At 60.7% G+C, this 23,872-nt stretch carries 19 protein-coding genes and 2 tRNA genes; 17 read left to right on the top strand and 4 right to left on the bottom strand.

All coding sequences use genetic code 11. The features are described 5' to 3' along the window. Window positions 1-28: 28 nt before the first annotated feature. The gene (gene epsC, locus BMAGN_RS02965) at window positions 29-661 is read left to right on the top strand and encodes a serine O-acetyltransferase EpsC (protein ID WP_022859225.1); all 633 of its coding nucleotides are present in this window, start codon (window positions 29-31) and stop codon (window positions 659-661) included. Window positions 662-756: 95 nt separating this feature from the next. Here epsC and BMAGN_RS02970 read toward each other — a convergent pair whose 3' ends face one another. Further along, window positions 757-1,368, bottom strand: a complete 612-nt coding sequence (locus BMAGN_RS02970) for an NUDIX domain-containing protein (protein WP_026501876.1) — start codon at window positions 1,366-1,368, stop codon at window positions 757-759. Window positions 1,369-1,543: 175 nt separating this feature from the next. Here BMAGN_RS02970 and BMAGN_RS02975 point away from each other — a divergent pair. From BMAGN_RS02975 to glgX, 6 genes are all read left to right on the top strand, one after another. Next, window positions 1,544-1,617: transfer RNA gene (locus tag BMAGN_RS02975), tRNA-Leu, on the top strand. A gap of 175 nt (window positions 1,618-1,792) precedes the next feature. Further along, complete coding sequence (locus tag BMAGN_RS02980; protein WP_022859227.1) at window positions 1,793-2,569, top strand: ANTAR domain-containing response regulator; 777 nt, start codon at window positions 1,793-1,795, stop codon at window positions 2,567-2,569. A 14-nt stretch (window positions 2,570-2,583) separates the two neighbouring features. Continuing rightward, window positions 2,584-5,412, top strand: coding sequence for a DNA polymerase I (polA, locus tag BMAGN_RS02985; protein ID WP_022859228.1), 2,829 nt, complete (start codon window positions 2,584-2,586; stop codon window positions 5,410-5,412). Between the two features lie 47 nt (window positions 5,413-5,459). Further along, window positions 5,460-6,359, top strand: a complete 900-nt coding sequence (locus tag BMAGN_RS02990; RefSeq protein WP_022859229.1) for a Nif3-like dinuclear metal center hexameric protein — start codon at window positions 5,460-5,462, stop codon at window positions 6,357-6,359. After that, a complete protein-coding gene (locus BMAGN_RS02995) occupies window positions 6,359-6,979 on the top strand; it encodes an NUDIX hydrolase (RefSeq protein WP_034250298.1) in 621 nt (206 codons plus the stop codon). Before BMAGN_RS02990 ends, BMAGN_RS02995 begins: the two co-directional genes overlap by 1 nt. A 181-nt stretch (window positions 6,980-7,160) precedes the next feature. Then, window positions 7,161-9,314: a glycogen debranching protein GlgX gene (gene glgX, locus BMAGN_RS03000; protein WP_022859231.1), complete on the top strand. Its 2,154-nt coding sequence runs from the start codon at window positions 7,161-7,163 to the stop codon at window positions 9,312-9,314. A 12-nt stretch (window positions 9,315-9,326) separates the two neighbouring features. Here glgX and BMAGN_RS03005 read toward each other — a convergent pair whose 3' ends face one another. Continuing rightward, window positions 9,327-10,526 carry a hypothetical protein gene (locus BMAGN_RS03005; protein ID WP_026501879.1) on the bottom strand — a complete coding sequence of 400 codons (1,200 nt, stop codon included), beginning with the start codon at window positions 10,524-10,526 and terminating at the stop codon, window positions 9,327-9,329. Between the two features lie 119 nt (window positions 10,527-10,645). On the opposite strand from BMAGN_RS03005, the gene BMAGN_RS03010 reads away from it, so the two are divergent. The 9 genes from BMAGN_RS03010 to trpA all read left to right on the top strand — a co-directional run bounded on the left by BMAGN_RS03010 (window position 10,646) and on the right by trpA (window position 18,796). Beyond that, window positions 10,646-10,722: transfer RNA gene (locus tag BMAGN_RS03010), tRNA-Pro, on the top strand. Window positions 10,723-10,858: 136 nt separating this feature from the next. Beyond that, complete coding sequence (gene aroA, locus BMAGN_RS03015; protein ID WP_022859233.1) at window positions 10,859-12,211, top strand: 3-phosphoshikimate 1-carboxyvinyltransferase; 1,353 nt, start codon at window positions 10,859-10,861, stop codon at window positions 12,209-12,211. A 119-nt stretch (window positions 12,212-12,330) separates the two neighbouring features. Continuing rightward, window positions 12,331-13,788 (top strand): anthranilate synthase component I, encoded by a 1,458-nt coding sequence (trpE, locus tag BMAGN_RS03020; RefSeq protein ID WP_026501880.1) that lies wholly within the window; start codon window positions 12,331-12,333, stop codon window positions 13,786-13,788. Then, window positions 13,789-14,373 (top strand): anthranilate synthase component II, encoded by a 585-nt coding sequence (locus BMAGN_RS03025; RefSeq protein ID WP_022859235.1) that lies wholly within the window; start codon window positions 13,789-13,791, stop codon window positions 14,371-14,373. Further along, window positions 14,370-15,389, top strand: a complete 1,020-nt coding sequence (gene trpD, locus BMAGN_RS03030) for an anthranilate phosphoribosyltransferase (RefSeq protein WP_022859236.1) — start codon at window positions 14,370-14,372, stop codon at window positions 15,387-15,389. Before BMAGN_RS03025 ends, trpD begins: the two co-directional genes overlap by 4 nt. Window positions 15,390-15,392: 3 nt before the next feature. Continuing rightward, window positions 15,393-16,181 carry an indole-3-glycerol phosphate synthase TrpC gene (trpC, locus tag BMAGN_RS03035; protein ID WP_022859237.1) on the top strand — a complete coding sequence of 263 codons (789 nt, stop codon included), beginning with the start codon at window positions 15,393-15,395 and terminating at the stop codon, window positions 16,179-16,181. Further along, window positions 16,178-16,801 carry a phosphoribosylanthranilate isomerase gene (locus BMAGN_RS03040; RefSeq protein WP_202961075.1) on the top strand — a complete coding sequence of 208 codons (624 nt, stop codon included), beginning with the start codon at window positions 16,178-16,180 and terminating at the stop codon, window positions 16,799-16,801. Before trpC ends, BMAGN_RS03040 begins: the two co-directional genes overlap by 4 nt. Before the next feature lie 2 nt (window positions 16,802-16,803). Next, window positions 16,804-18,015 (top strand): tryptophan synthase subunit beta, encoded by a 1,212-nt coding sequence (gene trpB / locus BMAGN_RS03045; RefSeq protein WP_051126586.1) that lies wholly within the window; start codon window positions 16,804-16,806, stop codon window positions 18,013-18,015. Continuing rightward, complete coding sequence (trpA, locus tag BMAGN_RS03050) at window positions 18,008-18,796, top strand: tryptophan synthase subunit alpha (protein WP_022859238.1); 789 nt, start codon at window positions 18,008-18,010, stop codon at window positions 18,794-18,796. Before trpB ends, trpA begins: the two co-directional genes overlap by 8 nt. Window positions 18,797-18,961: 165 nt before the next feature. Here trpA and BMAGN_RS03055 read toward each other — a convergent pair whose 3' ends face one another. Together BMAGN_RS03055 and pta are read right to left on the bottom strand one after the other, a co-directional pair. Further along, window positions 18,962-20,191: an acetate/propionate family kinase gene (locus tag BMAGN_RS03055; protein WP_022859239.1), complete on the bottom strand. Its 1,230-nt coding sequence runs from the start codon at window positions 20,189-20,191 to the stop codon at window positions 18,962-18,964. A 108-nt stretch (window positions 20,192-20,299) separates the two neighbouring features. Further along, window positions 20,300-21,979, bottom strand: coding sequence for a phosphate acetyltransferase (gene pta, locus BMAGN_RS03060; RefSeq protein WP_022859240.1), 1,680 nt, complete (start codon window positions 21,977-21,979; stop codon window positions 20,300-20,302). A 256-nt stretch (window positions 21,980-22,235) separates the two neighbouring features. Between pta and BMAGN_RS03065 the strand changes: the two genes are divergently transcribed. Further along, window positions 22,236-23,789, top strand: a complete 1,554-nt coding sequence (locus BMAGN_RS03065) for a chloride channel protein (protein ID WP_022859241.1) — start codon at window positions 22,236-22,238, stop codon at window positions 23,787-23,789. The last annotated feature ends 83 nt before the right edge of the window (window positions 23,790-23,872 follow it).

Consider the following 23,872-nt stretch of genomic DNA (forward strand, 5'->3'; position numbering starts at 1 on the left):
CCGCTTCGCCTTACCGTTAGGAACCTTCATGCCACGATCCTCTTCGGACCCGCTCTCTAGCGCCCTGTCCGTAATTTGCCACGAGCGCGGCGAGCTGCATGACTTGTTGTGCGCATACCAGCGCAGGGATCCGGCCGCACGCAGCCGGCTGGAAATATTCTTGCTGTATCCGGGTGTGCACGCCGTGCTCATGCATCGGGTGAGCCACTGGTTGTGGAGGCACGGTTTCCGTTTTCTGGCGCGCCTGCATTCCCAGATAGCCCGCCATATGACGGGCATCGAGATCCATCCGGGTGCGCAGATCGGCAAACGCTTCGTGATTGATCACGGCATGGGCATTGTGATCGGGGAGACCGCACAAATCGGCAACGATTGCATGATCTACCATGGCGTGACGCTAGGAGGCACGGGCAAAGGCCACGGCAAGCGCCATCCCACGCTGAAAAACCATGTGATGGTCGGTTGCGGTGCCGCCGTGCTCGGCCCCGTGACCGTCGGCTGCTATTCGCGTGTGGCGGCGCAGGCCGTGGTGCTTCACGACGTGCCCAACTACGCGACCGTGGCGGGGGTTCCGGCCAAAGTCGTGCGTTCGGTCAGGGACAATGACGAGATGGCGCATTCGAGCGCGTCGCTGCGTGACGACTGCGATTGCGGCAAGTAGCCGCACTCTTAACCGTAGAATGCAAAAGCCGCCTGGCGGCATCTTCATTGATGCGCGCCATGGCGGCTTTTGGTATTCAGACGGGATCCTGGACTTTACTCGTGATCCAGTTCCGATTCGATCAGGAAATGCGGCGAGGCGAACAGGCGACCGATCGCGATAATCGACTTCGCGTCGATAATCGTACCGTTGAGCACCATGTCGTGCGCCTCCTGCGGCGTGTAGAACCGCACATGGGAGCGGTCCACATCCACCTGGCCGCCGTCGCCGGCCTTATGCAGGCCCGTGGCGAAGAACAGCGAGGTGCGCTGGTCCGAGAAGCTTGGCGTGTTGACAAAGCGGGCGAACTCGGAGAAATGCTCGGCTTCGTAACCGGCTTCTTCCAGCAGTTTGCGCTGTGCCACCCGCAGCGGCTGCTCGTCCTTTTCCAGGGCGTGTCCGGCCGGGATTTCCAGCGTCCAACGGTGAATGGGCAGGCGGTACTGTTCCACGAGCGGAATGAGCCCCTCCGGGGTCAGTCCGATCACGCCCACGGAATCGCCGTTGTTCTTGTGCAACTGCATGCGTTCGAACGGGCCGCCGTCCATCGAATCGAACTGGACATGGTCCACGTTGAAATGATGGTCCTCAACCACCGTTTCACGCATGGTTTCCTTGATCGAAGTGCTACGCCATGGATCAAAATGGCGATACGTCTTATGATTCATAAATCCTCCCATCGCGTACATTTGGACTTCAATTGTAGGGAGAAAGCCGCTGGAAAGGTAGATGCCACTAGCATTTGGGCTCGAATCTTTCACAATTTGCGACGGCAACACGCTGGCATCGAAAATTTGCGTACATCCGAAAGTGTGGTATATTCTCCTTTGTTGCCTAGGCAACGCCCCTGTATCCCAATTGGTAGAGGAGACAGCCTCAAAATCTGTACAGTGTGGGTTCGAGTCCCACCGGGGGCACTGCAAATGGAAAGTCCAGAATCGTCCGGTTGTTGACGGTTCTGGATTTTTTGTTGGCACCGCTCGTTCCTGTTGCGGCCGTGCGCTAGAATAAACCGTTGGAACTCGGCGCATGACCCACCGACACATGCGTGCGGGAACAACATCAATGATGAGTGTGAAAGTGAATGTGACTATGGCAGACAATGACGCGCAGCAACTGGATGATGTGCTCACCGAAGAAGAGTTGAAGAACGTGAAGAACGAGACTGAACAGACGCAAGAGGCGGAAGAAACGCAGCAGGAAGAACCGCGCAAGCGCACCGTGGTGGTGGCGGAAGACGAATCCGTGAACCGTATGGATCTGGTCGCCATGCTTGAAGACAACGGCTATGAAGTGATCGGCGAGGCCGCCAACGGCGAAGAGGCGGTCGACCTGACGCGCGAAAAGCACCCGGACGTGGTGTGCATGGACGTGAAGATGCCGCGCATGAACGGCATTACCGCCGCAGGCATCATTTGCGACGAGAACTTGGCGCCGGTCGTCATGCTTACGGCCTTCTCCCAGACAGATCTGGTCAAGCAGGCCATTGGCGCGGGCGTTATGGCGTATGTGACCAAGCCGTACGAAGAATCCAAGCTGCTGCCGGCCATCGAGGTGGCCATGGGCCGCTTCGCGGAAATCAACGACCTGCTTGACGGCATCGACCGCGACGAGCAGGAACTCGACGATACGCGCAGGCAGCTCGAAGAAGTCGAGGCCAAGCTCAAGAAGGCCGAGGACACGCTTGAGGAGCGCAAGCTCGTCGACCGCGCCAAGGGCCTGCTTATGGACAAGGCGAACTTCACGGAGCAGGGCGCTTTCCGTTGGATCCAGAAGACTTCGATGGATCAGCGCGTCCCCAAGCGCCGTCTGGCCGAGGCCATTATCGCCAAATATGGCGACGCTAAGCCGGAAGCCAACGAGCACTGATATACGCTAGTTGTATGACGAAACAATCGAATGAACGCGGAACGCTTCTTGTGGTCGACGGCCACTCGATGGCGTTCCGCGCTTTTTATGCGCTTCCGGTAGACAATTTCAGTACGCCCTCGGGTCAGGCGACCAACGCGATCTGGGGCTTTTTCAATATGCTCGGCGAAGTCATTGGAGCCGAACACCCCACGCGGCTCGCCGTGGCGTTCGACGTGAAGGGCGGCACGTTCCGCAACGACATGCTGGAAGGTTACAAGGGTACGAGGCAGGCGGCTCCCGAGGAACTGCTCTCGCAAATTCCGCTGATCCAGCGCATGCTTGCGGCGCTGGGTGTCACCTATATAGAAAAGCCGGGATTCGAGGCCGACGACGTGATCGGCACGCTCGCCACCATGGGGGAGCAGGCGGGACTGAAAACGCTGGTACTTTCGGGCGACAGGGATTCCTTCCAACTTATCGACAACGACATCACGGTGTTGTATCCGGGGTACCATTTCAAGGAACTCAAGCACATGACGCCCGAGGCCGTGGAAGAAAAGTACCATGTGACGCCGGCGCAGTACCCGGATCTGGCCGCGTTGCGCGGCGAACAGTCGGACAATATTCCCGGCGTCCCGGGTGTGGGCGACGGATACGCGGCCAAATGGCTCAACCAGTACGGCAGTCTGGAAGGCATTATTGAGCACGCCGACGAAATCGGCGGCAAAAAGGGCCAGGCGCTGCGTGAGAACATTGAACAGGTGGAACTCAACCGCAAAGTCAACGCGCTCGTACGCGACTTGGACTTGGGAGTGACGATCGCCCAGCTCTCGTTCGGACGCGTGGACATGGCCGCGCTCAACGACCTGTTCGCCGAACTCGATTTCGGCGCGAGCACACGCAAGAAAATCATCGCCAACTTTACCGACGTTCCCGTCGACAGCGTTTCTTTTGCACCACAGGACGGCGACGTGACGGTAAGCGAACCGCAGATCGACGAAGTCTCCACCCCCGAGGAACTGCTGGCATGGGCCGAACTGCATTGCCCGGCCAAGCAGCCCGGTACCACCATTGACAAGCGCATGGAAACCATGGACATCGTGCGCCAACTGCACGAGCAGTCCCAGGAATGCGTTCCCGCGGTGGACGCTTCGTGGACGCTGCTGGCCGAAGGCAGCGCCAAGCCGGGCGCCTCCCGGCTGGACTCTGTGACATTGCTCGCCAACGGCCACGCCGTACATGTTCCCATGCAAGGCGACACGTATGTGGAAGCGCTGCATAGCATTCTCGACGAGCATGCCACCACGCTGGTCGTGCACTCCTACAAGGAACATTTGCATATGCTGGCCGCCGCCGGCATCACGCTGCAAGTGCCGCTGTTCGACACGAAACTTGCGGGCTACCTGGTGGAACCTGATTTCACGGGCGCCACGATCGAGGACTACGCCGAGCATTTCCTGAACGTGTCGGCCTCGGCCGCGCCGCAGGAACCGCAAGGCATGCTCGACCTCGACGGGCTGGACGAGCCCGGTGACGCAAGCGAATCGGTACACAAGGCCGCGCTCGTGGAGGCGCTCGCCAAGCATTTGGCGTACGGTGTGCAGGAAAGTGAGCAATACGCGCTGCTGCGCGTCATTGAAATGCCCACCTCGTACACGCTGTTCTGCATGGAACAGACGGGTGCCGCCGTGGACATGGACCGTTTGCACGCCATGCACGCCGCGTTCGCGGACGAGGCGGACCAGTTGCAGCAGACCGCATGGGATGCGGCCGGCAGCCAATGCAACCTGCAGAGCCCCAAGCAGCTGGGCAAAGTGTTGTTTGAGGACATGGGCCTGACACCCACGAAGAAAACCAAAAAGGGTTCCTATAGCACGAACGCCGCGGCGTTGCAGAAACTGTACGCGGCGGCCGAGGAAGGCACGCAGGCGTTCACGTTCCTGGGCGCGCTGCTGCGCTACCGCGAAATCAACAAGCTCAAGCAGATTGTGCAGACGCTGATCGACGCCGTCAATCCGCGCGACAACCGCATCCATACGACGTTCGAGCAGACCGTCGCGGCGACGGGACGCTTGAGCTCCGTGGACCCGAATCTGCAGAACATTCCGAACCGCAACGCACAGGGCCGCGAAATCCGTTCCGCCTTCGTGCCGTCTGCCGATGATGTCGCGCTGTTGAGCGCCGACTATTCGCAGGTGGAATTGCGCATCATGGCGGACCTGTCCCATGACGAGGCGCTGATCGACGCGTTTAAGTCGGGCATGGACTTCCACAAATATGTGGCGAGCCTCGTGTTCGGCAAGCCGGTAGACGAGATCACGGGCGACGAGCGCAGCCATGTGAAGGCCATGAGCTACGGTTTGGCGTACGGACTGAGCACCTACGGCCTGTCCCAGCAGCTCGGCATTCGCCCGCATGAGGCAGAACAGCTCAAGCAGCAGTACTTCTCGGTGTTTGGCAAAGTGCACGACTATTTGGAGTCGCTGGTCGCCACGGCGCGCAAACGCGGATATACGGAAACGATGTTCGGGCGCCGCCGCTATTTCCCGGCGTTGCGGTCGTCGAACCGTGTGGCGCGTGACGCGGCCGAACGTGCCGCGCTGAACGCCCCGATCCAGGGATCCGCGGCGGACATCATGAAAATGGCCATGATCCGCGCCCAGCACGCGCTGCGCTCGCACGGGCTGAAGAGCCGCATCGTGCTGCAGATCCACGACGAACTTGTGGTGGAACTCGCCGCAGGCGAGCAGGAGGAAGCCGTCTCGCTTGTCAAGGATGCCATGGAACATGCCGTGCATTTGGCCGTTCCGCTGAACGTGTCCACGGGCGTAGGATCGGATTGGCAGCTCGCGGCTCACTGATCGCGAGCGACAGGATCGATATACGGCGATAGGAAAAGGGGAATGTGATGGCGACATTACAACAGGCCGTGCAAGTGCTGGAAACGCTCTACCCGTTGCGGTACGCGGAAAGCTGGGATCATCCGGGCCTTATTGTGGGCGACTTGGAAGACGAGGTGCGTTCCATAGTGTTCGCGGCTGATCCGACCATGACCGTCATCGACGAGGCCATCGCCAGCGGCGCGGACCTGATCGTATGCCACCATCCATTGTTCTTCCGCGCCGTGCACGAAGTGTCCACGCAGGGCTTCCGCGGACAGATTGTCAGCAAGCTCTACCGCAACCATTGCGCGCTGTGGGTGGGCCATACAAACGCCGACGCGTCCTACCGCGGCGTGGCCCAGGCGGCCGCCGACGCGTTCGGGCTGCTCGACCAGCGTCCGCTGATTCCCATTGACGATCCCACGGCCGAACATGCGGTAGGCGAGGGGCGTGTGGGTCACCTGGCCGAACCCATGGCGCTTGAGGATTTCGCGGCCCTGGTGGCGCGCGAACTGCCCGCCACGCGCTATGGCGTGCAGGTGAGCGGCCCGCTGAACATGCCAGTCCAGCGCATTGCCGTGCTGCCAGGCTCGGGAGACTCGATGTTCGGCGACGTAAACGCCTTGGGTGTCGACGTGTATGTGACGAGCGATTTGCGCCATCATCCGGCCACCGACGAAATGCAGCAAGCCCTGTACGAGGCGAAGATGAGGGAACACGGCGTGCCGCTCGGCAACGGAGGAGCGCTTGATTCGCCGGCCGTAAGCCCGTGCCTGATCAACACTCCGCATAGCGCCATCGAATCGATGTGGTTCCGCTACGCGCTTGAGGATGTTCCGGCCGCCATCGAGCAGGCGACGGGGGACAAGGTGGTTGCGCGTTGGAACGACATGCGTACCGACCCGTGGGATCTGGTGATCAACTGATGAGCGAGATCGACCGCCTGCTGGCGCGCACGTCGGACGGCGTGGACATGAACGTGCCGGCCACAATCCTTTCCAGCGACACGCAGTATACGGGCGCCATCTTCTCCGTGGAAGACCGGCGCGTGGCGCTGCATACGCGAAACGGCTCCGACGTGGTGGTGCGCCGCCAAGTGGTGGTGCACGCGCCCGCCGTGGTGATGCTAGTATGGGATGCGCGCACGGACCGCTATCTGGTGGAGCGCGAATACCGAGCTGGATCCAACAAATTCGCGTACGGGCTTCCCGCGGGCCTCATAGACCCGGAAGAGTCGGCGCGAGAGGCGGCCTTGCGCGAACTGCGCGAGGAAACGGGCGTAATGGTGACTGACCCGGCTGAAGACATGACGCTGGAACATGTGGACAGCTGCTACTCTTCGGAAGGCATGTGCGACGAAATCGCCCACATCTATATTCTGCGCTTACGCCACTGGGAACAAGGCGAGACGCGCTTCGACGCCGACGAGCATGTGGAGTCGGCATGGGTGAGCTGGGAAGAACTCCGCAAACTGCCCATCCACGCCTCGAATTCCGTCATCGCCTTCCAGGCCGAGCAGATCCGCCGTCTCCAGGAAAACCGGTAATTGTACGGCAATCGAGTCGCTCCAAGTGGTACGGGCGTCCCAAACGTAAAGGAATCGTAAACGCGTTTCACTCTGTGATACAGGAATGACGCCAAAAATTGTGTGAAAACGTTGTCATTGCACCATATTCGCCATGTCGTGAAACTTATCGGGCAAAAAGCGGTGTGCCATACTAGAGGGTATGCAAACACGTCCTGGATCAATGAACCCGCTCGGGGCAACGTACGACGGCTCCGGAGTGAACTTCGCACTGTACTCGCGCGTCGCACAGAAAGTGGAACTGTGCCTGTTCGACGACGATGATCGTGAAACGCGCATTCCGATTGAAGAACAAAACTCGTATGTGTGGCATATCTATGTTCCCGGCATCCAGCCGGGCCAACGCTACGGGTACCGCGTCTACGGCCCGTACGATCCGGCAAGGGGACTGAGGTGCAACCCGAACAAACTGTTGCTCGACCCCTACGCCAAAGCCATAGACGGCAACATCGACGGCGATGAAAGCCTATACTCCTACTGGTTCAACGATTCGTCGAACCAGTCGAACATGAACACGCTGGACTCGGCCCCCCATACCATGAAGGCCGTGGTCACCAACCCGTACTTCGATTGGGGCAACGACCGCCATCCCGACATTTCCTACCACGACTCCATCATCTATGAAGCGCATGTGCGCGGCATGACCAACCTCAACCCGCTCGTACCTACGGAAATGCGCGGCACCTATGCCGGACTCGCATATCCTTCCGTGATCAGCTACTTGAAGAACCTGGGCATCACGGCCATCGAGCTCATGCCGATCCACCAGTTCATCAACGACTCGTTCCTGCAGGAAAAGGGACTGAGCAACTACTGGGGATACAACACCATCGGCTTCTTCGCCCCGCACAATGCGTATGCGAGCGCCGGGCAACGCGGCCAGCAGGTCAACGAATTCAAGGCCATGGTCAAGGCCTACCACAGTGCCGGCATGGAAGTGATCCTCGACGTGGTGTACAACCACACTGCCGAAGGCAACCATATGGGCCCCACGCTCAGTTTGCGCGGCATCGACAACCAGGCCTACTACCGTCTCGTGGATGGCGACGAAGCCCACTACTTCGACACGACAGGCACGGGCAACTCGCTGCTCATGCGCTCGCCGCACGCGTTGCAGCTCATTACCGACTCGCTGCGCTACTGGGTGTCCGAAATGCATGTGGACGGATTCCGATTCGATCTCGCGGCCACGTTGGCGCGCCAGTTCCAGGAAGTCGACAAGCTGTCCGCATTCTTCGACATTGTGCAGCAGGATCCGGTCATTTCGCGCGTCAAACTTATCGCTGAACCGTGGGATTTGGGAAGCGGCGGATACCAGGTGGGCGGCTTCCCGCCCAGCTGGTCGGAATGGAACGGCCGCTACCGCGATTGCGTGCGCGATTTCTGGCGTTCGCAGCCGTCCACGCTGCCCGAATTCACGAGCCGTTTCATGGGCAGCTCCGACTTGTACCAGGCCAACGGACGCCGTCCTGTCGCGTCGGTCAATTTTGTGACGGCCCACGACGGCTTCACGATGCACGACCTGGTCAGCTACAACAGCAAGCACAACATCGCCAACGGCGAGGACAACCGTGACGGTGAGAACAACAACCGTTCGTGGAATTGCGGTGTGGAAGGCCCCACGCAGGCGCCCGACGTGCTCGCGTTGCGCCAGCGCCAGATGCGCAACATGTTCGCCACGCTATTGTTCAGCCAAGGCGTGCCCATGATTTGCGGCGGCGACGAAGTGTGCCGCACGCAGGAAGGCAACAACAACGCGTACTGCCAGGACAACGCCTTGTCGTGGACGCATTGGGATCTTGACGAGTCGCAGCGCAGCATGTGCGAATTCGTGGCCAAGCTTACGCATTTGCGGTTGAGTCATCCCGTGTTGCACCGGCGCCGCTTCTTCATAGGGCGTGAGGAATGGGACAACCCCGATGAGATTCCGCAGGTGGAATGGTTCGACCCTACGGGCCACATCATGGATCTTGAGGCGTGGCGTGACACGCACGCGTTCTCGATCATGATTTACCTGAACGGTTCCGACATTCCGGAAAAGGATTGGTATGGCAACGGCCAGGTGGACAACGATTTCATCCTGATTTTCAACGCGCACTATGAGCCGATCATGTTCACGCTGCCCGACGAACGGTACGGCAAAAACTGGCGGCTCATTATCGACACGCACAATCCGGATGGCCCGGAACTCAATTACGAGGCGGGCTTCTCCATTACGGCGCAAGCCCGCAGCTTCCTTATGCTCATGAGCTCCGACAAGCCCGAACAGGCGGACCAGCTGCTCAAGCGTCTGTGACGCATGCGATGCCTAGCCGCGCTCGTGCAGCACGTTCGTGGTGCCCGTGCCCATCACGGAGTCGAGCGAGATCTGTTCCACATCCTTCATCGTGATGTCCGGGTCCAGCCCCTGCTGGCGCATCAACAGCAGCTGGCGCTGGACGCGGTCGTCGTCGATGGCGGCGATCTGGCGCGAGAACACGATGAACCATCCGAGGAAGATCATGCCTGCGAGCGCCTCCACGTTCGTCAGCGACGTGTAGCCGAGAATCCACGTGACGCCCGTCGCGCCCGCCACGATTACGGCCAAGTCGGACAACAGGTACAGCGACTTGGACAGCTGCGGGGCGAGCCATGGCAGGCCTACCAGCGTCAGGCACATGATGACGGGCAGTCCGCGCGCGAATATGTTGTGCATGACGGGATGCGGCGTATAGCGGAACGTGCCGATGCCGATGAACGCGATGCCGCTGAGCATGAGCAGAATGGTGAGCAATACGATGCGCACCTTGAATTTGGGCAGGCGGTAAGGCACGTCGACCATGCGGTAGGCGACAGGCTGGCCGGGCCGATAGATGCGGTAGGTCGCCACGAGTTCGGCGATGGCGAAGTACGAGATAATGATCACACATATGCCGCCGAGAATCAGCGTGACATTGAACATGGTGGCCGCGAACGTGGTGCGGTCGCCCAATTGCGAGAAATTGTTGTTGAACCAGTTGGGATCCGTGGACGTGTAGCTGGCGACGCCCACACCGGAAATGATGAAGAACGGCAGCAGCGACGCCAATGTTTTCGCGTCCATCAGCTCCGCCTGCACGAAAGTGATGTAGCCGCTGACACCGGCCAATCCCGCACAAATCGAGGGAATATACGTGACGAAACGCACGGGGCCCATCAGCGAGTTGAACAGGCTGAAAATCATGAACGACGTGAGGAACAGCGTGGCCGCGTACACCACGGACAATGCGAGGATTTCCACGGCGCGGCGCAGGCGCATGGGCCACGTGCCCGTGAGCGCAAGGCTGCGCAAGCGCTGCAAGTATCCGACAAGGAACGACGCCACGCCGCAAACAGCCACGAACGCCGCCGCCATCATGAAGCGCCGCTGGCTCAACTGCCAGAACGCGGACGCGTACTGCAAATACAGCAGCATGCCCACGCCGCCGCATACCGCGCAGCATAAGAATGAAATAAGGCCCGAAGCCTCAGCCTGTTGGTGTCTTCCCATCATGTGTGTCCCTCCGGCTATTCATTGTAAAACGGGGGTGTGTCGAAGCCGTTGGCCCGTGTGGTATAGTTATTTCTTGTGCTTGGAGACGGGCCGAGTGTGGCAAGTCTCGAACAACTCGGGCTGTAGCGCAGTTTGGTAGCGCGCCTGCTTTGGGAGCAGGATGTCGCAGGTTCAAATCCTGTCAGCCCGACCACCATGCAAGGCCATTCCCGTTAACGGGAATGGCCTTTTGCGTATGCGCCCCACATGGGCGCGGTTCGCGTAAAAAATTCGTGGCGATCTGAAACGGTCCGGCGGTCGGCGCACGGCCGTCCCTTACCATAAGAGGCATGACTGAAACCGCACTTTGGCCGGCGCCGCTCGCCCGGCATCCGCTTGACGCTACCGTCGCCGTGCCCGGCAGCAAATCCCTGTCCAACCGCTACCTGCTGCTCGCCGCGCTGGGAACACGGCCCGTACGGTTGGAAGGACTGTTGCGTTCACGTGACACGGCGCTCATGATGGCGGCGTTGCGCGAGCTTGGAGTCTCGATTGACGAGGATCCCGACGATCCTACGATCGTGACGGTAACACCGCCCGCCAACGGCACGTTCCATGGAAACGTCACCATTTATTGCGGCCTGGCCGGAACCGTGATGCGTTTCGTGCCGGCGCTCGTGCTGTTCGCCGACGGTCCCGTCCATATCGACGGCGACGAACAGGCATATGCACGTCCCATGAAACCCGTGTTGGACGGGTTGGAACAGCTGGGGTGCGCTATTGAATACCAAGGACGCCCCGGATTCCTGCCGTGCACGGTCACGCCGCCCCGGACTCTTCCCGCCGGCCATGTGACCGTGAAGATCGACTCGTCCCAATCGTCCCAGTTCATTTCCGGGCTGCTACTCGTCGCCTCGCGCTTGCCCGGCGGCATGACGCTCGTCCATACGGGGGAGAAGTTGCCGAGCATGCCGCATATCCGCATGACCATGGAAGACGTGGCGCTTGCCGGCGGCGAAATCACGATGCCGGGCCACGGCCGCTGGAAGGTGGCGGCACGCCCGCTCAACCTGCCCGGCGAACTCGTGGTGGAACCCGACCTGTCCAATGCAGCCCCGTTCCTGGGCGCCGCGCTGATCGCGGGCGGCAGCGTGCAGGTGCCGCGCTGGCCGGCCACCACCGCGCAACCCGGCGGTCTGCTTCCCGACATGTTGCGCCGCATGGGCGCCACCGTCATCTTTGGCGGCCTTGATTGGGACAAACGGGGCGATTGCCCGGCCGCCAGCGCCATGCTGCGCGTCACGGGCGCGGGGACTATCCGTGCGCTGGGAACGTATGACCTGTCGGCGGCGGGGGAGATCGCGCCGAGCATCGCCGCATTGTGTACGCTGGCCGACGGACCGAGCGAATTGACGGGCATCGCGCATCTGCGCGGCCACGAGACGGACCGCCTGCATGCGCTGGCCACGGAAATCGAACGCGTCGGCGCGCACGCGCACGAATTGCCCGACGGCATTGCGATCGAACCCGTCTCGCGCGACATGTTGCACGGCGCGGTCATGGAAACGTACGCCGACCATCGCATGGCGACATTCGCGGCGATGCTGGGACTCGTGATTCCACATATTGAGATTGTCAATATCGCCACTACATCAAAGACATTGCCCGATTTCGTAGGAATGTGGACCGCAATGTTGCAATAAATGCGGTAATTGTCCATATTGAGAGACGTCTTGCATGGTTGGACCGGAAACCCGCAATATTAGGGAACCAACTATGCAAGCCGGTATGGAACCCGGTGGCCCGAGCGGAAGGACACGTCGTGTATCCCACTGTAGAAGAGTTGCGGCGCATCGGCGCCACCGGGAAGTACCGCTGCGCTCCCGTGAGCATGGAACTGTTGTCCGACATCGCCACGCCCATCGAGGTGCTGCGCAGGCTGCAGCGCGTCTCCGACCATTGCTACATCCTCGAGTCGGTGACCGACAGCGAGCAATGGGGGCGCTACACGTTCCTCGGATACGATCCGAAACTGGAAATCACGTGCACGAACGGCGTGATGAGCGTCAATGGCGAATCGTTCCCCGTTTCCTCGCCGCATGAGCGCATCAAGCGGATTCTGGACGAGTATAAAAGCCCCAAAATCAAAGGCATGCCCACATTCGCGGGCGGCCTCGTGGGCTATTTTTCCTACGATTACCTCAAATACGCGGAACCGTCGCTCCACTTGGACGCGCATGACAGCGAAGGGTTCTGCGATGTGGACCTCATGCTGTTCGACAAAGTCATCGCCTTCGACAATGTGCGCCAGAAGATTGTGCTGATCACCACCATCTCTCTGGACGACGTGGACGCGCAATATGCGCGGGCCGGCGCCGAACTCGAGGCGATGGCGCGACTCGTACGCCACGGCGAGCCGGCCGAAGACGAACCGGGACGACTGACGGGCGAGGTGACGGCGCTGTTCAGCAAAGAGGAATATTGCGCCATGGTCAATCGCGCCAAACACCATATTGTGGAAGGCGACATTTTCCAGATCGTGCTTTCCAACCGCCTGGAGGCGCCGTTCGAGGGGTCGCTGCTCAACACCTACCGCGTGCTGCGCACGATCAACCCCTCGCCCTACATGTTCTATTTCTCAAGCCGCAGCCTCGAAGTGGCGGGCGCATCCCCGGAAACGCTCGTCAAGCTCGAGGACGGCGTCCTGCACACATTCCCGCTGGCGGGAACACGGCCGCGCGGCGCAACACCCGAAGAGGATGCGGCGCTGGAAGACGAACTGCTGCGCGACGAGAAGGAGCTTGCGGAACACAACATGCTCGTGGATCTGGGGCGCAACGACCTGGGCAAAATCAGCGAATTCGGTAGCGTCCAGGTGGAAAAACTGCACAGCATCGAACGCTATTCGCACGTCATGCATATCGGTTCCACCGTACGCGGCGTATTGCGAAGCGACAAAACGGCATTGGACGCCGTGGACGCGATCCTTCCGGCCGGAACGCTTTCGGGAGCCCCCAAAATCAAGGCGTGCCAGCTTATCAACGACATTGAGGACAACAAGCGCGGCATCTACGGGGGCGCCATCGGCTATCTCGACTTTTCGGGCAATCTCGACACGTGCATCGCCATCCGCATCGCCTACAAGAAAAATGGCAAAGTGTTCGTGCGTTCGGGCGCCGGCGTGGTGGCCGACTCCGTTCCTGAGCACGAATACCAGGAATGTCTCAACAAGGCGGCCGCCGTGGTGCGCGCATTGCAACAGGCGCAGGAGGTGCGATAAATGATCCTGCTCATCGACAACTACGACAGCTTCTCCTACAACGTGGTGCAGCTCGTGGGCCAAATCGAGCCCGACATACGCGTGGTGCGCAACGACGCCGTAAGCGTGGAAGATGTCCGACGCATGGATCCCGACGGCATTGTGCTTTCGCCCGGGCCGGGACGCCCCGAAGACGCGGGCATATGCGTGGACGTGGTGCGCGACTTGGGCGCGGATATTCCGATTCTCGGCGTATGCCTCGGCCACCAAGCCATCGGCGTGGCATACGGGGCCAACGTTTCCTACGCCAAGCGGCTCATGCACGGCAAGCAGTCGGAAACGCAAGTCGACACGGCCAGCCCGCTATTCGCCGGGTGCTCGCCTCGCACCGCCGTGGCGCGCTACCATTCCCTCGCCGTACAGGATGAAGGGCTGCCCGGCTCCCTCATCGTCACGGCCCGCGCCGACGACGGAGAAATCATGGCCATGCAGCACAGAGCCAACCCCGTATACGGTGTGCAATTCCATCCCGAATCCATCATGACGCCCGAAGGCATGCGCATGGTGCGCAACTTTATCGATCTGACAAAGGACACCAAAGAATGATCAAAGAAGCCATTATCAAAATCGTGGACAAGCAGGACCTGTCCTACGATGAAGCCTACGCCGTCATCGATGAAATCATGAGCGGCGAAACGACGCCCACGCAGAACGCGGCGTTCCTGGCGGCCCTGTCCACCAAAAGCACGAAGGCGGAAACGATCGGGGAAATCTCCGGCTGCGCAGCCGCCATGCGAGACCACGCCACGCGTGTCACCTACGACCATCCCGTCATGGACATCGTGGGCACGGGCGGAGACGGCTCCAAGAGCTTCAACATTTCCACCACCGCGGCGCTCGTCGCGGCCGCGGGCGGCATCAAGGTGGCCAAGCATGGCAACCGTGCCGCCTCGTCCAAATGCGGTACCGCGGACTGCCTGGAAGCGCTGGGCGTCAACATTGAACAGTCTCCGGAAACCTGCATGCGCCTGCTCGACGAAGTGGGCATGTGCTTCTTCTTCGCGCAGAAATACCACACGTCCATGAAATATGTGGGCCCGATCCGCAAGGAACTCGGCATCCGCACCGTGTTCAACATTCTGGGACCATTGACCAATCCCGCGACGCCCACCATGCAGCTGCTCGGCGTGTACGACGCGTCGCTGGTCGAACCGCTGGCCCATGTGCTCGCCAGCCTCGGCGTGCGCCACGGCATGGTCGTATACGGACAGGACAAGCTCGACGAAATCTCGATGAGCGCACCCACCAGCGTATGCGAATTCCATGGCAGCGCCTTCTCGCGCTACGTGATCATGCCCGAACAATTCGGGTTTACGAGTTGCGCGCGCGAAGAGCTCGAAGGCGGAGCCCCTGAAGAAAACGCCGCGATAGTGCGCTCCATCCTCGCGGGAGAACAAGGTCCGCGCCGCAACGCCGTGCTCATGAACGCGGGCGCCGCATTCTCGCTGGCGGGCAAAAGCGAGAACATCACACAGGGCATCGCGCTCGCCGCGTCCCTGATCGATTCGGGCGCCGCGCAAGAGACGCTGGACCGTTTCATCACACTGTCGCAGGAAAGGTGAGCCATGGAAACCATCTTGACCACGATCGCCCAATATGCCCGTGAACGCGTCCACCGCGCCCAGCGCTTCCATGCCACGTCCGAGCTGCGCGAACAATGCGAATCGTTGGGACCGGCGGACGGCAAACGGTTCGAGGACGCGCTGCGCGTACCCGGATTGCGGTTCATTTGCGAAATCAAACGCGCTTCGCCGTCCAAGGGCATGATCAGTCAAGATTTTCCCTATCTGCAAATCGCGCAAGAATACCAGCAAGGCGGCGCCGACTGCATCTCCTGCCTGACCGAACCGCGCTGGTTCATGGGCTCGGACCATATTTTCCGCCAAATCCGCCAGGAAATCGCCATGCCCATGATCCGCAAAGATTTCGTGGTGGACGCTTACCAGCTGTATGAAGCGCGCCTGATGGGCGCCGACGCCGTACTGCTCATTTGCTCCATCCTCGACCAGCAGGATTTGGAAACCTATATGGGCATCGCGCGTCAGCTTGGCCTTTCGGCGCTCGTGGAAACGCACAACGCCGACGAAGTGCGCCGGGCCGTGGATGCGGGCGCCACGCTTATCGGCGTGAACAACCGCGACCTGCGCGACTTTTCCGTCGATTTTTCCAACGCCCAACGCCTACGCGACCTGGTTCCCTCAAGCGCCGTGTTCGTGGCCGAATCGGGCGTTTCCTCATTACAAGACGTTTCCAATATCGCCGCGATAGGCGCGGACGCCGCGCTCGTGGGCGAAATGCTCATGCGCGCCCCAGACAAGACCGCCATGATTCGCGCCATGCGGGAGGCGTCATGAACACGCCGACCATTCCGCGCATCAAGATTTGCGGACTTTCGCGCGTCGAGGACATTGAAGCCGTCAACACGTTTCGTCCCGACTACTGCGGGTTTGTGGTCAATGTGCCCCGAAGCGCGCGCAACGTGACGGACGAACAATTGGCGGCGTTGACGGGACGGCTGGATCCCGGCATCGTTGCCGTGGGCGTTTTCGTGGACGAGCCGATAACGCACATTGAACGCCTGGTACGCGACTCGCATATCCGCGTGGTACAGCTGCACGGGCACGAAGCCGCGGCCTATGTGAAGCATCTGCGCAACAGGATCCCGGACGTTCCCGTCTGGCAGGCGTTCGTGGTGCACGATCTGGACGATGTGCGCAGGGCGTACGCCAGCGACGCGGACATGGTGCTGCTGGACGCGGGCAGGGGAGTGGGCCAATCGTTCGACTGGCACATGCTTTCCGCATGCGACCGCCCGTTCGCGCTCGCCGGCGGGCTGGATCCCGGCAATGCGCGAGCCGCCGCAGCGACAGGAGCGGTGATGCTCGACGTGTCCAGCGGAGTGGAAACCGCCGGCGTCAAGGATCCGGCAAAAATCAAGGATTTTATTACGCAAGTACGCACAATGGAGGAATAAGCATGGAGCCACCAACATCCACGGGCGAACACTGCACGGGGCGCTTCGGCGTCCACGGCGGCCAGTACGTTCCGGAGACCCTCATGAACGCCGTGATCGAACTCGAGGACGCCTATAACACATTCAAGGACGATCCCGAATTCCGGCGCGAACTTGCGGATCTGCTGAACAATTACGCGGGCAGGCCAAGCCGGCTGTACTACGCCGAAAAAATGACGAAAGACTTGGGCGGCGCGAAAATCTATCTCAAGCGCGAGGACCTCAACCATACGGGTTCCCACAAAATCAACAATGTGCTTGGTCAGGCGCTGCTCGCCAAAAAGATGGGCAAGACGCGCCTGATCGCGGAAACGGGAGCCGGCCAGCATGGCGTGGCCACGGCGACGGCGGCGGCGCTGCTCGGCATGGAATGCGTCGTGTTCATGGGCAAGGAAGACACGGAACGCCAGGCGTTGAACGTCTACCGCATGCGCCTGCTGGGCGCGGACGTGGTACCCGTGACTTCCGGCACCGCCACGCTCAAAGACGCCGTATCCGAAGCCATGCGCGAATGGACCTCGCGTATTGACGACACGCATTATTGCCTGGGCTCGGTAATGGGACCGCATCCGTTCCCGATGATCGTGCGCGACTTCCAGGCCGTGATCTCCCAGGAAATCAAAGAACAGCTCATGGAAGCCGAAGGGCGCCTGCCCGACGTGGTGCTCGCATGCGTGGGAGGCGGCAGCAACGCCATCGGTTCCTTCTACAACTTCATTGACGACCCGTCCGTGCGGTTGATCGGATGCGAAGCCGCGGGCCGAGGCATTGACACGTTCGAAACGGCCGCCACCATCAACACGGGATCCCTCGGCATTTTCCATGGCATGAAATCGTACTTCTGCCAAGACGAATACGGACAGATCGCCCCCGTGTACTCCATTTCCGCGGGCCTCGACTATCCGGGCATCGGTCCCGAACACGCGTGGCTCCATGACGAGGGCCGCGCCGAATACGTGCCCGTCACCGACGACCAGGCTGTCAACGCGTTCGAATACATGAGCAGGACCGAGGGAATTATTCCCGCCATCGAATCGGCCCATGCCGTGGCCTACGCCATGGAACTGGCGCCCACGATGGATCCGGACCAGATCATCGTGATCACGATTTCAGGGCGTGGAGACAAGGATTGCGCCGCCATTGCGCGCTATAGGGGAGAGGACATCCATGAGTAACATTGAGCAGGCCTTCACGCACGGCAAGGCGTTTATTCCCTTCCTTACGGCGGGCGATCCCGATCTGGAAACCACGGCGGAACTGATCCGCGCCATGGCCGAGAACGGGGCCGATCTGATTGAAGTGGGCATACCGTTCTCGGATCCCACCGCGGAAGGCGTCGTGATCCAGGGCGCCGATTTGCGCGCGCTGTCCAGCGGCACTACCACGGACCGCGTCTTCGACATGATCAGTGAAGTGCGCAAGGACGTGACCATTCCGCTCGTGTTCATGACCTATGCGAACGTGGTGTTTTCCTACGGGCTCGAACGTTTCGCGCAGCGTGCGGCCGAGGTGGGGGCGAACGGCGTCATCCTGCCCGATGTGCCGTTTGAGGAAAAAGAGGAGTTCGCTCCCGCATTCCGCGCCCACGGCCTGGACATGATCAGCTTTATCGCGCCCACTTCGCATGACCGTGTCCGCGAAATCGCCAGCCATGCCGAAGGCTTCATCTATTGCATCTCCTCATTGGGCGTGACGGGCGTACGCCAGAAAATCACCACCGATATTGGCGCCATGATGCGTCTGGTACGCGAGGCGAACCCGCAGATCCCCTGCGCAGTGGGCTTCGGCATCGCCACACCGCAGCAGGCCGTGGATATGGCGCGATATTCCGACGGCGCCATCGTGGGGTCCGCCATCGTCAAAATCGTCGCCGAATACGGTACGCAATCGGTGGCGCCAGTATCCGCATATGTGGCCGAGATGAAGGCGGCGCTGAACGCCGCGTACGGGGCATAGCGGGGCCGGAGCGTAGTAGATTCGGCGCGTAGTCAGATTCGGGCGTCCGACGCCATAAGCGTTCGCGCCGCCCGGTCGGCGTCTGCACGGCATACAAAAAGGGCTGGTCCAAGACCAGCCCTTTCCTATTGCGCTATACGCGCCGCTTGCGGATTATCGCCGATTTCAGCGGGCAACCTTGTTGCCGTAGGAATCTTCGCCGGCGGCCGCGATGGCGGCGGACTTGCGGGCGATGGCGAGCTCCTCGTTCGTCGGGACGATGGCCACGATGACGGAGGATTCCGGGGCGGAGATGATGCGCGGTTCCTTGGAACGCGTATCGTTCTTCTCGTCGTCCAGCTTCACGCCGAACGGAGCGAGCTTCTCGCACACCTTGCGGCGCACGATTTCGTCGTTCTCGCCGACACCGGCGGTGAACGTGATGGCGTCCAGGCCGCCGAGCTGTGCGGCGTAGGCGCCGATGTAGCTCACGATGCGGTGGATGTACACGTCGAGGGCGAGCTTGGCGTTCTCGTCGCCTTCGGCGATGAGGCGGTGTACTTCACGCATGTCGCCGAAGCCCGTCATGCCCATCATGCCCGAACGCTTGTTGAACAGGTCGTCCACGTCGTCCACGGTCATGTCGGCGTTGCGCATCAGGTGGAACACCACGGCCGGGTCGATGTCGCCCGTACGGCTGCCCATGACGAGACCCTCGAGCGGGGTCAGGCCCATGGACGTTTCGATCGGCTTGCCGGACAGTTCCGCGGAAGCGGAAGCGCCGTTGCCGATGTGCAGCACGATCTGCTTGAGGCCTTCAGCCGGCTTGCCGATGATCTCCGGAACCACGGAGGAGACGAACTCGTGGGAGGTGCCGTGGGCGCCGTAGCGGCGGATGTGGTACTGGTCGGCAACTTCCTTGTTCAGCGCGTAGGTGCTGGAAGCGTCCGGCAGCTGGAAGAAGAAGGAGGAGTCGAACACGAAGATCTGCGGGACGTCCGGCAGCAGCGCGCGCATGACTTCGGCGCCCTTGGCCTCCGGGCCGTTGTGCAGCGGAGCGAGGACGGCCAGGTCCTTGACTTCCTGGATCGTCTTGTCGGTGACGAGAGCCGGCTCCGGGAAGACGTGTCCGCCCTGCACCACGCGGTGGCCGACGGCCACGATGCCGGCTTCGTCGAGCTTCGGGCCGAATTCGTTGAAGAAGCCCAGCACACGCTTGAGACCCTGCTCGTGGTTCTCGATCTTCTCGGTGAGCTCGTGCTTTTCACCGTTGTATTCGTGCTTGTAGTGACCTTCGATCGGCTCGCCAATCTTTTCCACGAGACCCGAAGCCAGGCCTTCGCCGGTTTCAAGATCTACCAGCTGGTACTTGATCGAGCTGGAGCCGGAGTTGATAACAAGGACGGTTTTCGCCATAAGGGCTTCCTCCATTTGCTAGTATTTTCGCCGCATCCGCGGCTTTTACCATAGTTAAGGGTACTCGGTGAATCATACATTGACGTTCCGGGCACCCATAAAAGGTGTTCAGTCGATTTGCTGGGCTTCGATCGCGGTAAGCGCGATCGTGTTGATGATGTCCTGGACGAGGGCGCCACGGCTCAGATCGTTGACCGGGCGGTTCAGTCCCTGCAGGATCGGGCCGATGGCGATGGCGCCCGAAGTGCGCTGGACGGCCTTGTAGCAGATGTTGCCCGAGGTGAGGTCCGGGAACACGAACACGTTCACGTGTCCCGCCACCTCGTTGCCGGGAGCCTTGATGGCCGCCACGTCCGGGGACCAGGCCGCGTCGAACTGGATCGGTCCCACGCTTGGCAGGTCGGGACGCTTCTCCTGCAGGATCGCCGTCGCTTCCTTGACGAGGTCGACATCCGGTCCCTTGCCCGAATCGATGGTGGAGTAGGAGAGCATGCCGATCTTGGGATCAATGCCGAACGACTTGGCCGTTTCCGCGGACTGGATGGCGATGTTCGCCATCTGGGCCGCGTCGGGGTTCGTGTTGATGGCGCAATCGGCGAATACGGCCACATGGTCGCTGAAGCACATGAGGAACGCGCCGGAAACGCTGGTGGCGTCGGGCTTCGTCTTGATGACCTGCAGGGCCGGGCGCACGGTGTTGGCCGTGGAGTTGATGGCGCCCGAAACCAGACCGTCGGCATATCCCATCACCACCAGCATGGTGCCGAAATAGCTCATGTCGGTCAGCTGCTGGGCCGCCTTGTCCGGAGTCATGCCCTTCTTGGCGCGCAGCTCGCACAGCTTGGCGATCATCGGCTCGAGCACGGCCGCCTCGTGCATGGACTGGAACTTGGCCTTGTCAAGCGAATCGAGTTCCAGGTCCTGCGCGCGCTGCATGATCTCGTCGCGCTCTCCAATAAGGATGATGTTGACGATGTCGCGCTTGAGCAGATAGTCTGCGGAACGCAGGATGCGGTCGTCGCTGCTTTCGGGAAGCACGATGGTCTTCTTGTCGGCGCGGGCGCGCTCGAGCAGGTCGTACTGGAAAGCGAACGGCGTGGTGGGCTTGACGAACGGGGTTTCCAAGGCTTCGAGCAGTTCGTCCGTATTGACGTTTTCGCCGAAGAGCTTGAGTGCCTCGTCATTGGCGCCGTCCTGGTCGAAGTCCACGTACGGCATGAACCATACTGGCAGCGCGTAGTCCGAGAACTGTTCGCGCAGGCCTTCGTATTGCGAGTCGCGGCAACCCGTGACGAACACGCCGATAAGCTTGGTACCCGCGGACTCGATGACGTTCTTGCACGATTCGATGGTTTGCGCCACTTCCTCGGGCGTACGGTGCATGGTGCATACGGCGAGCACCACGCTCGCCTGCAAATCGGCCGAGACGGCCGCATTGAACGCGAAGCGCTGCGGGTCGCCAATATTGGAGCGGTCCGAGCCCACGATGATCATGGCGTCGGGAGCAATGGCAGCTTCGGTTTCCGTGAAACGGGTGACAATGCTGGCACGTGCGTCCGAAGGGTTCAGGCGGGCCATGCGCGGCGTGACGCCGATGGCCTGTTCGAGCGTTTCCGGGGTATTGACCAGATCAAGCAGCGCACCGGTGAGCGCTTCCTGCTCGGAAACCGCCGGACGGAAAATGCCCGTGCGCTTGCACTGCGACAAGGCGTTGACGACGCCCAGGGCCACGGCGTTGCGACCCCATCCGCCTTCTGGACTAATAATACTGACATTGATACGACTCACAGCCGACTCCTTGTGCCAAAATTGCTATACGCGTTCGATTGTTGATGAACACTGGTGACCTCGTTGTTACACCTGCGTCCATCGTAACGCAAGGCGCATGGGGGAAGCACGGGCGACAAGCGGATTTGAATAGGTGAAAAATGTGAGAATGCACACAATTTTGTGCTCACATCGAACGACGGCACGCGCGTACATAGAATCCTCAACCATAGGTGATAGCAAGGGATGGCAAGGAATAGAGCATGGAACGAGGTGCATGGTGAACAAGACAACCGCTCGACCCCCGCAAGGCGGCGCAGCTCCGGAGTCCGATGATCGTGCCGTCTTTTCCGTCGCGTTCTATTTGCGTCAAATCTTGCGCCATGTGCTGTTCGCCGTGACCTGCGGCATCGTGTGCGGACTTGGATCCGTATTGCTGTGTGTATGCGTGGGATTCGCGCGGCACACGTTTCTGGCGCACCATTGGCTGTTGTGGGCCCTCCCGTTGCTGGGCGTGGGACAACTGCTGTTATATAAGGCATGGAAGTTGCCGCAAGATACTACCACCGAATCGGTGGTGCGCAACATTCGCCTCGGCAACCGCACGTCGGGCTTGCTGGCCCCGGGTATCCTCGTGGCCACCTGCATGACGATTCTGGGCGGAGGCGCCGTGGGCAAGGAGGCCGGCGCGCTGCAAATGGGCGCAAGCTTGGGCGCCACCGTCTCCAGGCCGTTCCATTTGCGTGACATCCTCAACCGCAACGGCGATGCCGACGGACGCGGCATCCACAGCTGCGTGGCCGCCACGGGCATGGCCGCCGAATTCGCCGCCCTGTTTTTCAGCCCTTTGGGCTCGGGCATTCTCGTGCTCGAATTGCTGGGATTCAGCCAGCTGCGCTTTTTGGTCGACATGCTTATCGCCTGTTTCACCGCCTATGGTGTGGCGCGCATATTCAACATTGGCGACATCATTATGAAAGTGCCCATTCCGCAAATCGACTGGAAGATCGTGGGCATCTGCATCATCGTGGGCGTGTGTGCCGCGTTTTTCGGCACCGTGTTCGTCTCGCTGGTGCGCTTCATCCAGGACCTTACGCGCCGCGTTTATAAGAATTACATGATGTGGGCCGTAGTTGGCGCCCTCATTTTCGCCGTGGTGGTAGCCACTACGGGCTGGTGGGACTTTACGGGCAGCGGTGGCGCGATGCTCAATACGATCCTCGTCGACGGCAAAAACGTGTCGTGGGCGTTCGCGATCAAAATGCTGCTTGTGGTGTTGTGCTTGGGATTCTGGCTCAAGGGTGGCGAAATCATGCCCTCGCTGTGCATTGGCGGCCTGCTTGGTTCGGCGTGCACGGTGATGACGGGCACCGATCCGCTGTTCGGCGCCGCTTTGGGCGCCATGTGCTTCTTTGCCGCCGTGGAACGCGTACCGGCCGCCGCGTTCTTTATGGGATGCGAGATTTTCGGATGGTCGATGGCGCCCATGCTGGCGATCAGCGTGTTTGTAGCCTTCATGTTCAGCTACCCGGTGGGCATCTACGGGGCCGGTCTCGATCTGGTGGCCCGTTTCCGCTGGCGTCTGCTCAAGCAGCGCGTCCTGCTGCACGATCTGGACGATACGGCCAACACCGACCGCGGTCCGTTCGACAACATCATCCAGGCCAGCCGCGCCATCAAACGCGTGCTTGCCGGACAGCGACCCGATGAAACGGTGGTGGAACCCGATTATGTGCTCCATGCGCTTCCGGATGGTCAAAAACCGCAGAATAAAGCCGATTCTACGCCCCCTGACACTACTCGAAAAGCTTCAAAACCACCACGTTCCTAAAACCACACTGAGTCTTTCTTGGGAACTTCCTGTGAATGCCTACGCTCAGAAATGAAATTCATCCGCGTCCCAAAAATGTGAAT

Origin of the sequence: Bifidobacterium magnum, from assembly GCF_000741255.1 — a bacterium.
In the GTDB taxonomy this organism is placed as follows: Bacteria; Actinomycetota; Actinomycetes; order Actinomycetales; family Bifidobacteriaceae; genus Bifidobacterium; species Bifidobacterium magnum.

Coding starts and splice junctions, on each gene's coding strand:
- epsC (WP_022859225.1), top strand. CDS start 29: ATGCCACGATCCTCTTCGGACCCGCTCTCTAGCGCCCTGTCCGTAATT.
- BMAGN_RS02970 (WP_026501876.1), bottom strand. CDS start 1,368: ATGAATCATAAGACGTATCGCCATTTTGATCCATGGCGTAGCACTTCG.
- BMAGN_RS02980 (WP_022859227.1), top strand. CDS start 1,793: ATGGCAGACAATGACGCGCAGCAACTGGATGATGTGCTCACCGAAGAA.
- polA (WP_022859228.1), top strand. CDS start 2,584: ATGACGAAACAATCGAATGAACGCGGAACGCTTCTTGTGGTCGACGGC.
- BMAGN_RS02990 (WP_022859229.1), top strand. CDS start 5,460: ATGGCGACATTACAACAGGCCGTGCAAGTGCTGGAAACGCTCTACCCG.
- BMAGN_RS02995 (WP_034250298.1), top strand. CDS start 6,359: ATGAGCGAGATCGACCGCCTGCTGGCGCGCACGTCGGACGGCGTGGAC.
- glgX (WP_022859231.1), top strand. CDS start 7,161: ATGCAAACACGTCCTGGATCAATGAACCCGCTCGGGGCAACGTACGAC.
- BMAGN_RS03005 (WP_026501879.1), bottom strand. CDS start 10,526: ATGGGAAGACACCAACAGGCTGAGGCTTCGGGCCTTATTTCATTCTTA.
- aroA (WP_022859233.1), top strand. CDS start 10,859: ATGACTGAAACCGCACTTTGGCCGGCGCCGCTCGCCCGGCATCCGCTT.
- BMAGN_RS03025 (WP_022859235.1), top strand. CDS start 13,789: ATGATCCTGCTCATCGACAACTACGACAGCTTCTCCTACAACGTGGTG.
- trpD (WP_022859236.1), top strand. CDS start 14,370: ATGATCAAAGAAGCCATTATCAAAATCGTGGACAAGCAGGACCTGTCC.
- trpC (WP_022859237.1), top strand. CDS start 15,393: ATGGAAACCATCTTGACCACGATCGCCCAATATGCCCGTGAACGCGTC.
- BMAGN_RS03040 (WP_202961075.1), top strand. CDS start 16,178: ATGAACACGCCGACCATTCCGCGCATCAAGATTTGCGGACTTTCGCGC.
- trpB (WP_051126586.1), top strand. CDS start 16,804: ATGGAGCCACCAACATCCACGGGCGAACACTGCACGGGGCGCTTCGGC.
- trpA (WP_022859238.1), top strand. CDS start 18,008: ATGAGTAACATTGAGCAGGCCTTCACGCACGGCAAGGCGTTTATTCCC.
- BMAGN_RS03055 (WP_022859239.1), bottom strand. CDS start 20,191: ATGGCGAAAACCGTCCTTGTTATCAACTCCGGCTCCAGCTCGATCAAG.
- BMAGN_RS03065 (WP_022859241.1), top strand. CDS start 22,236: ATGGTGAACAAGACAACCGCTCGACCCCCGCAAGGCGGCGCAGCTCCG.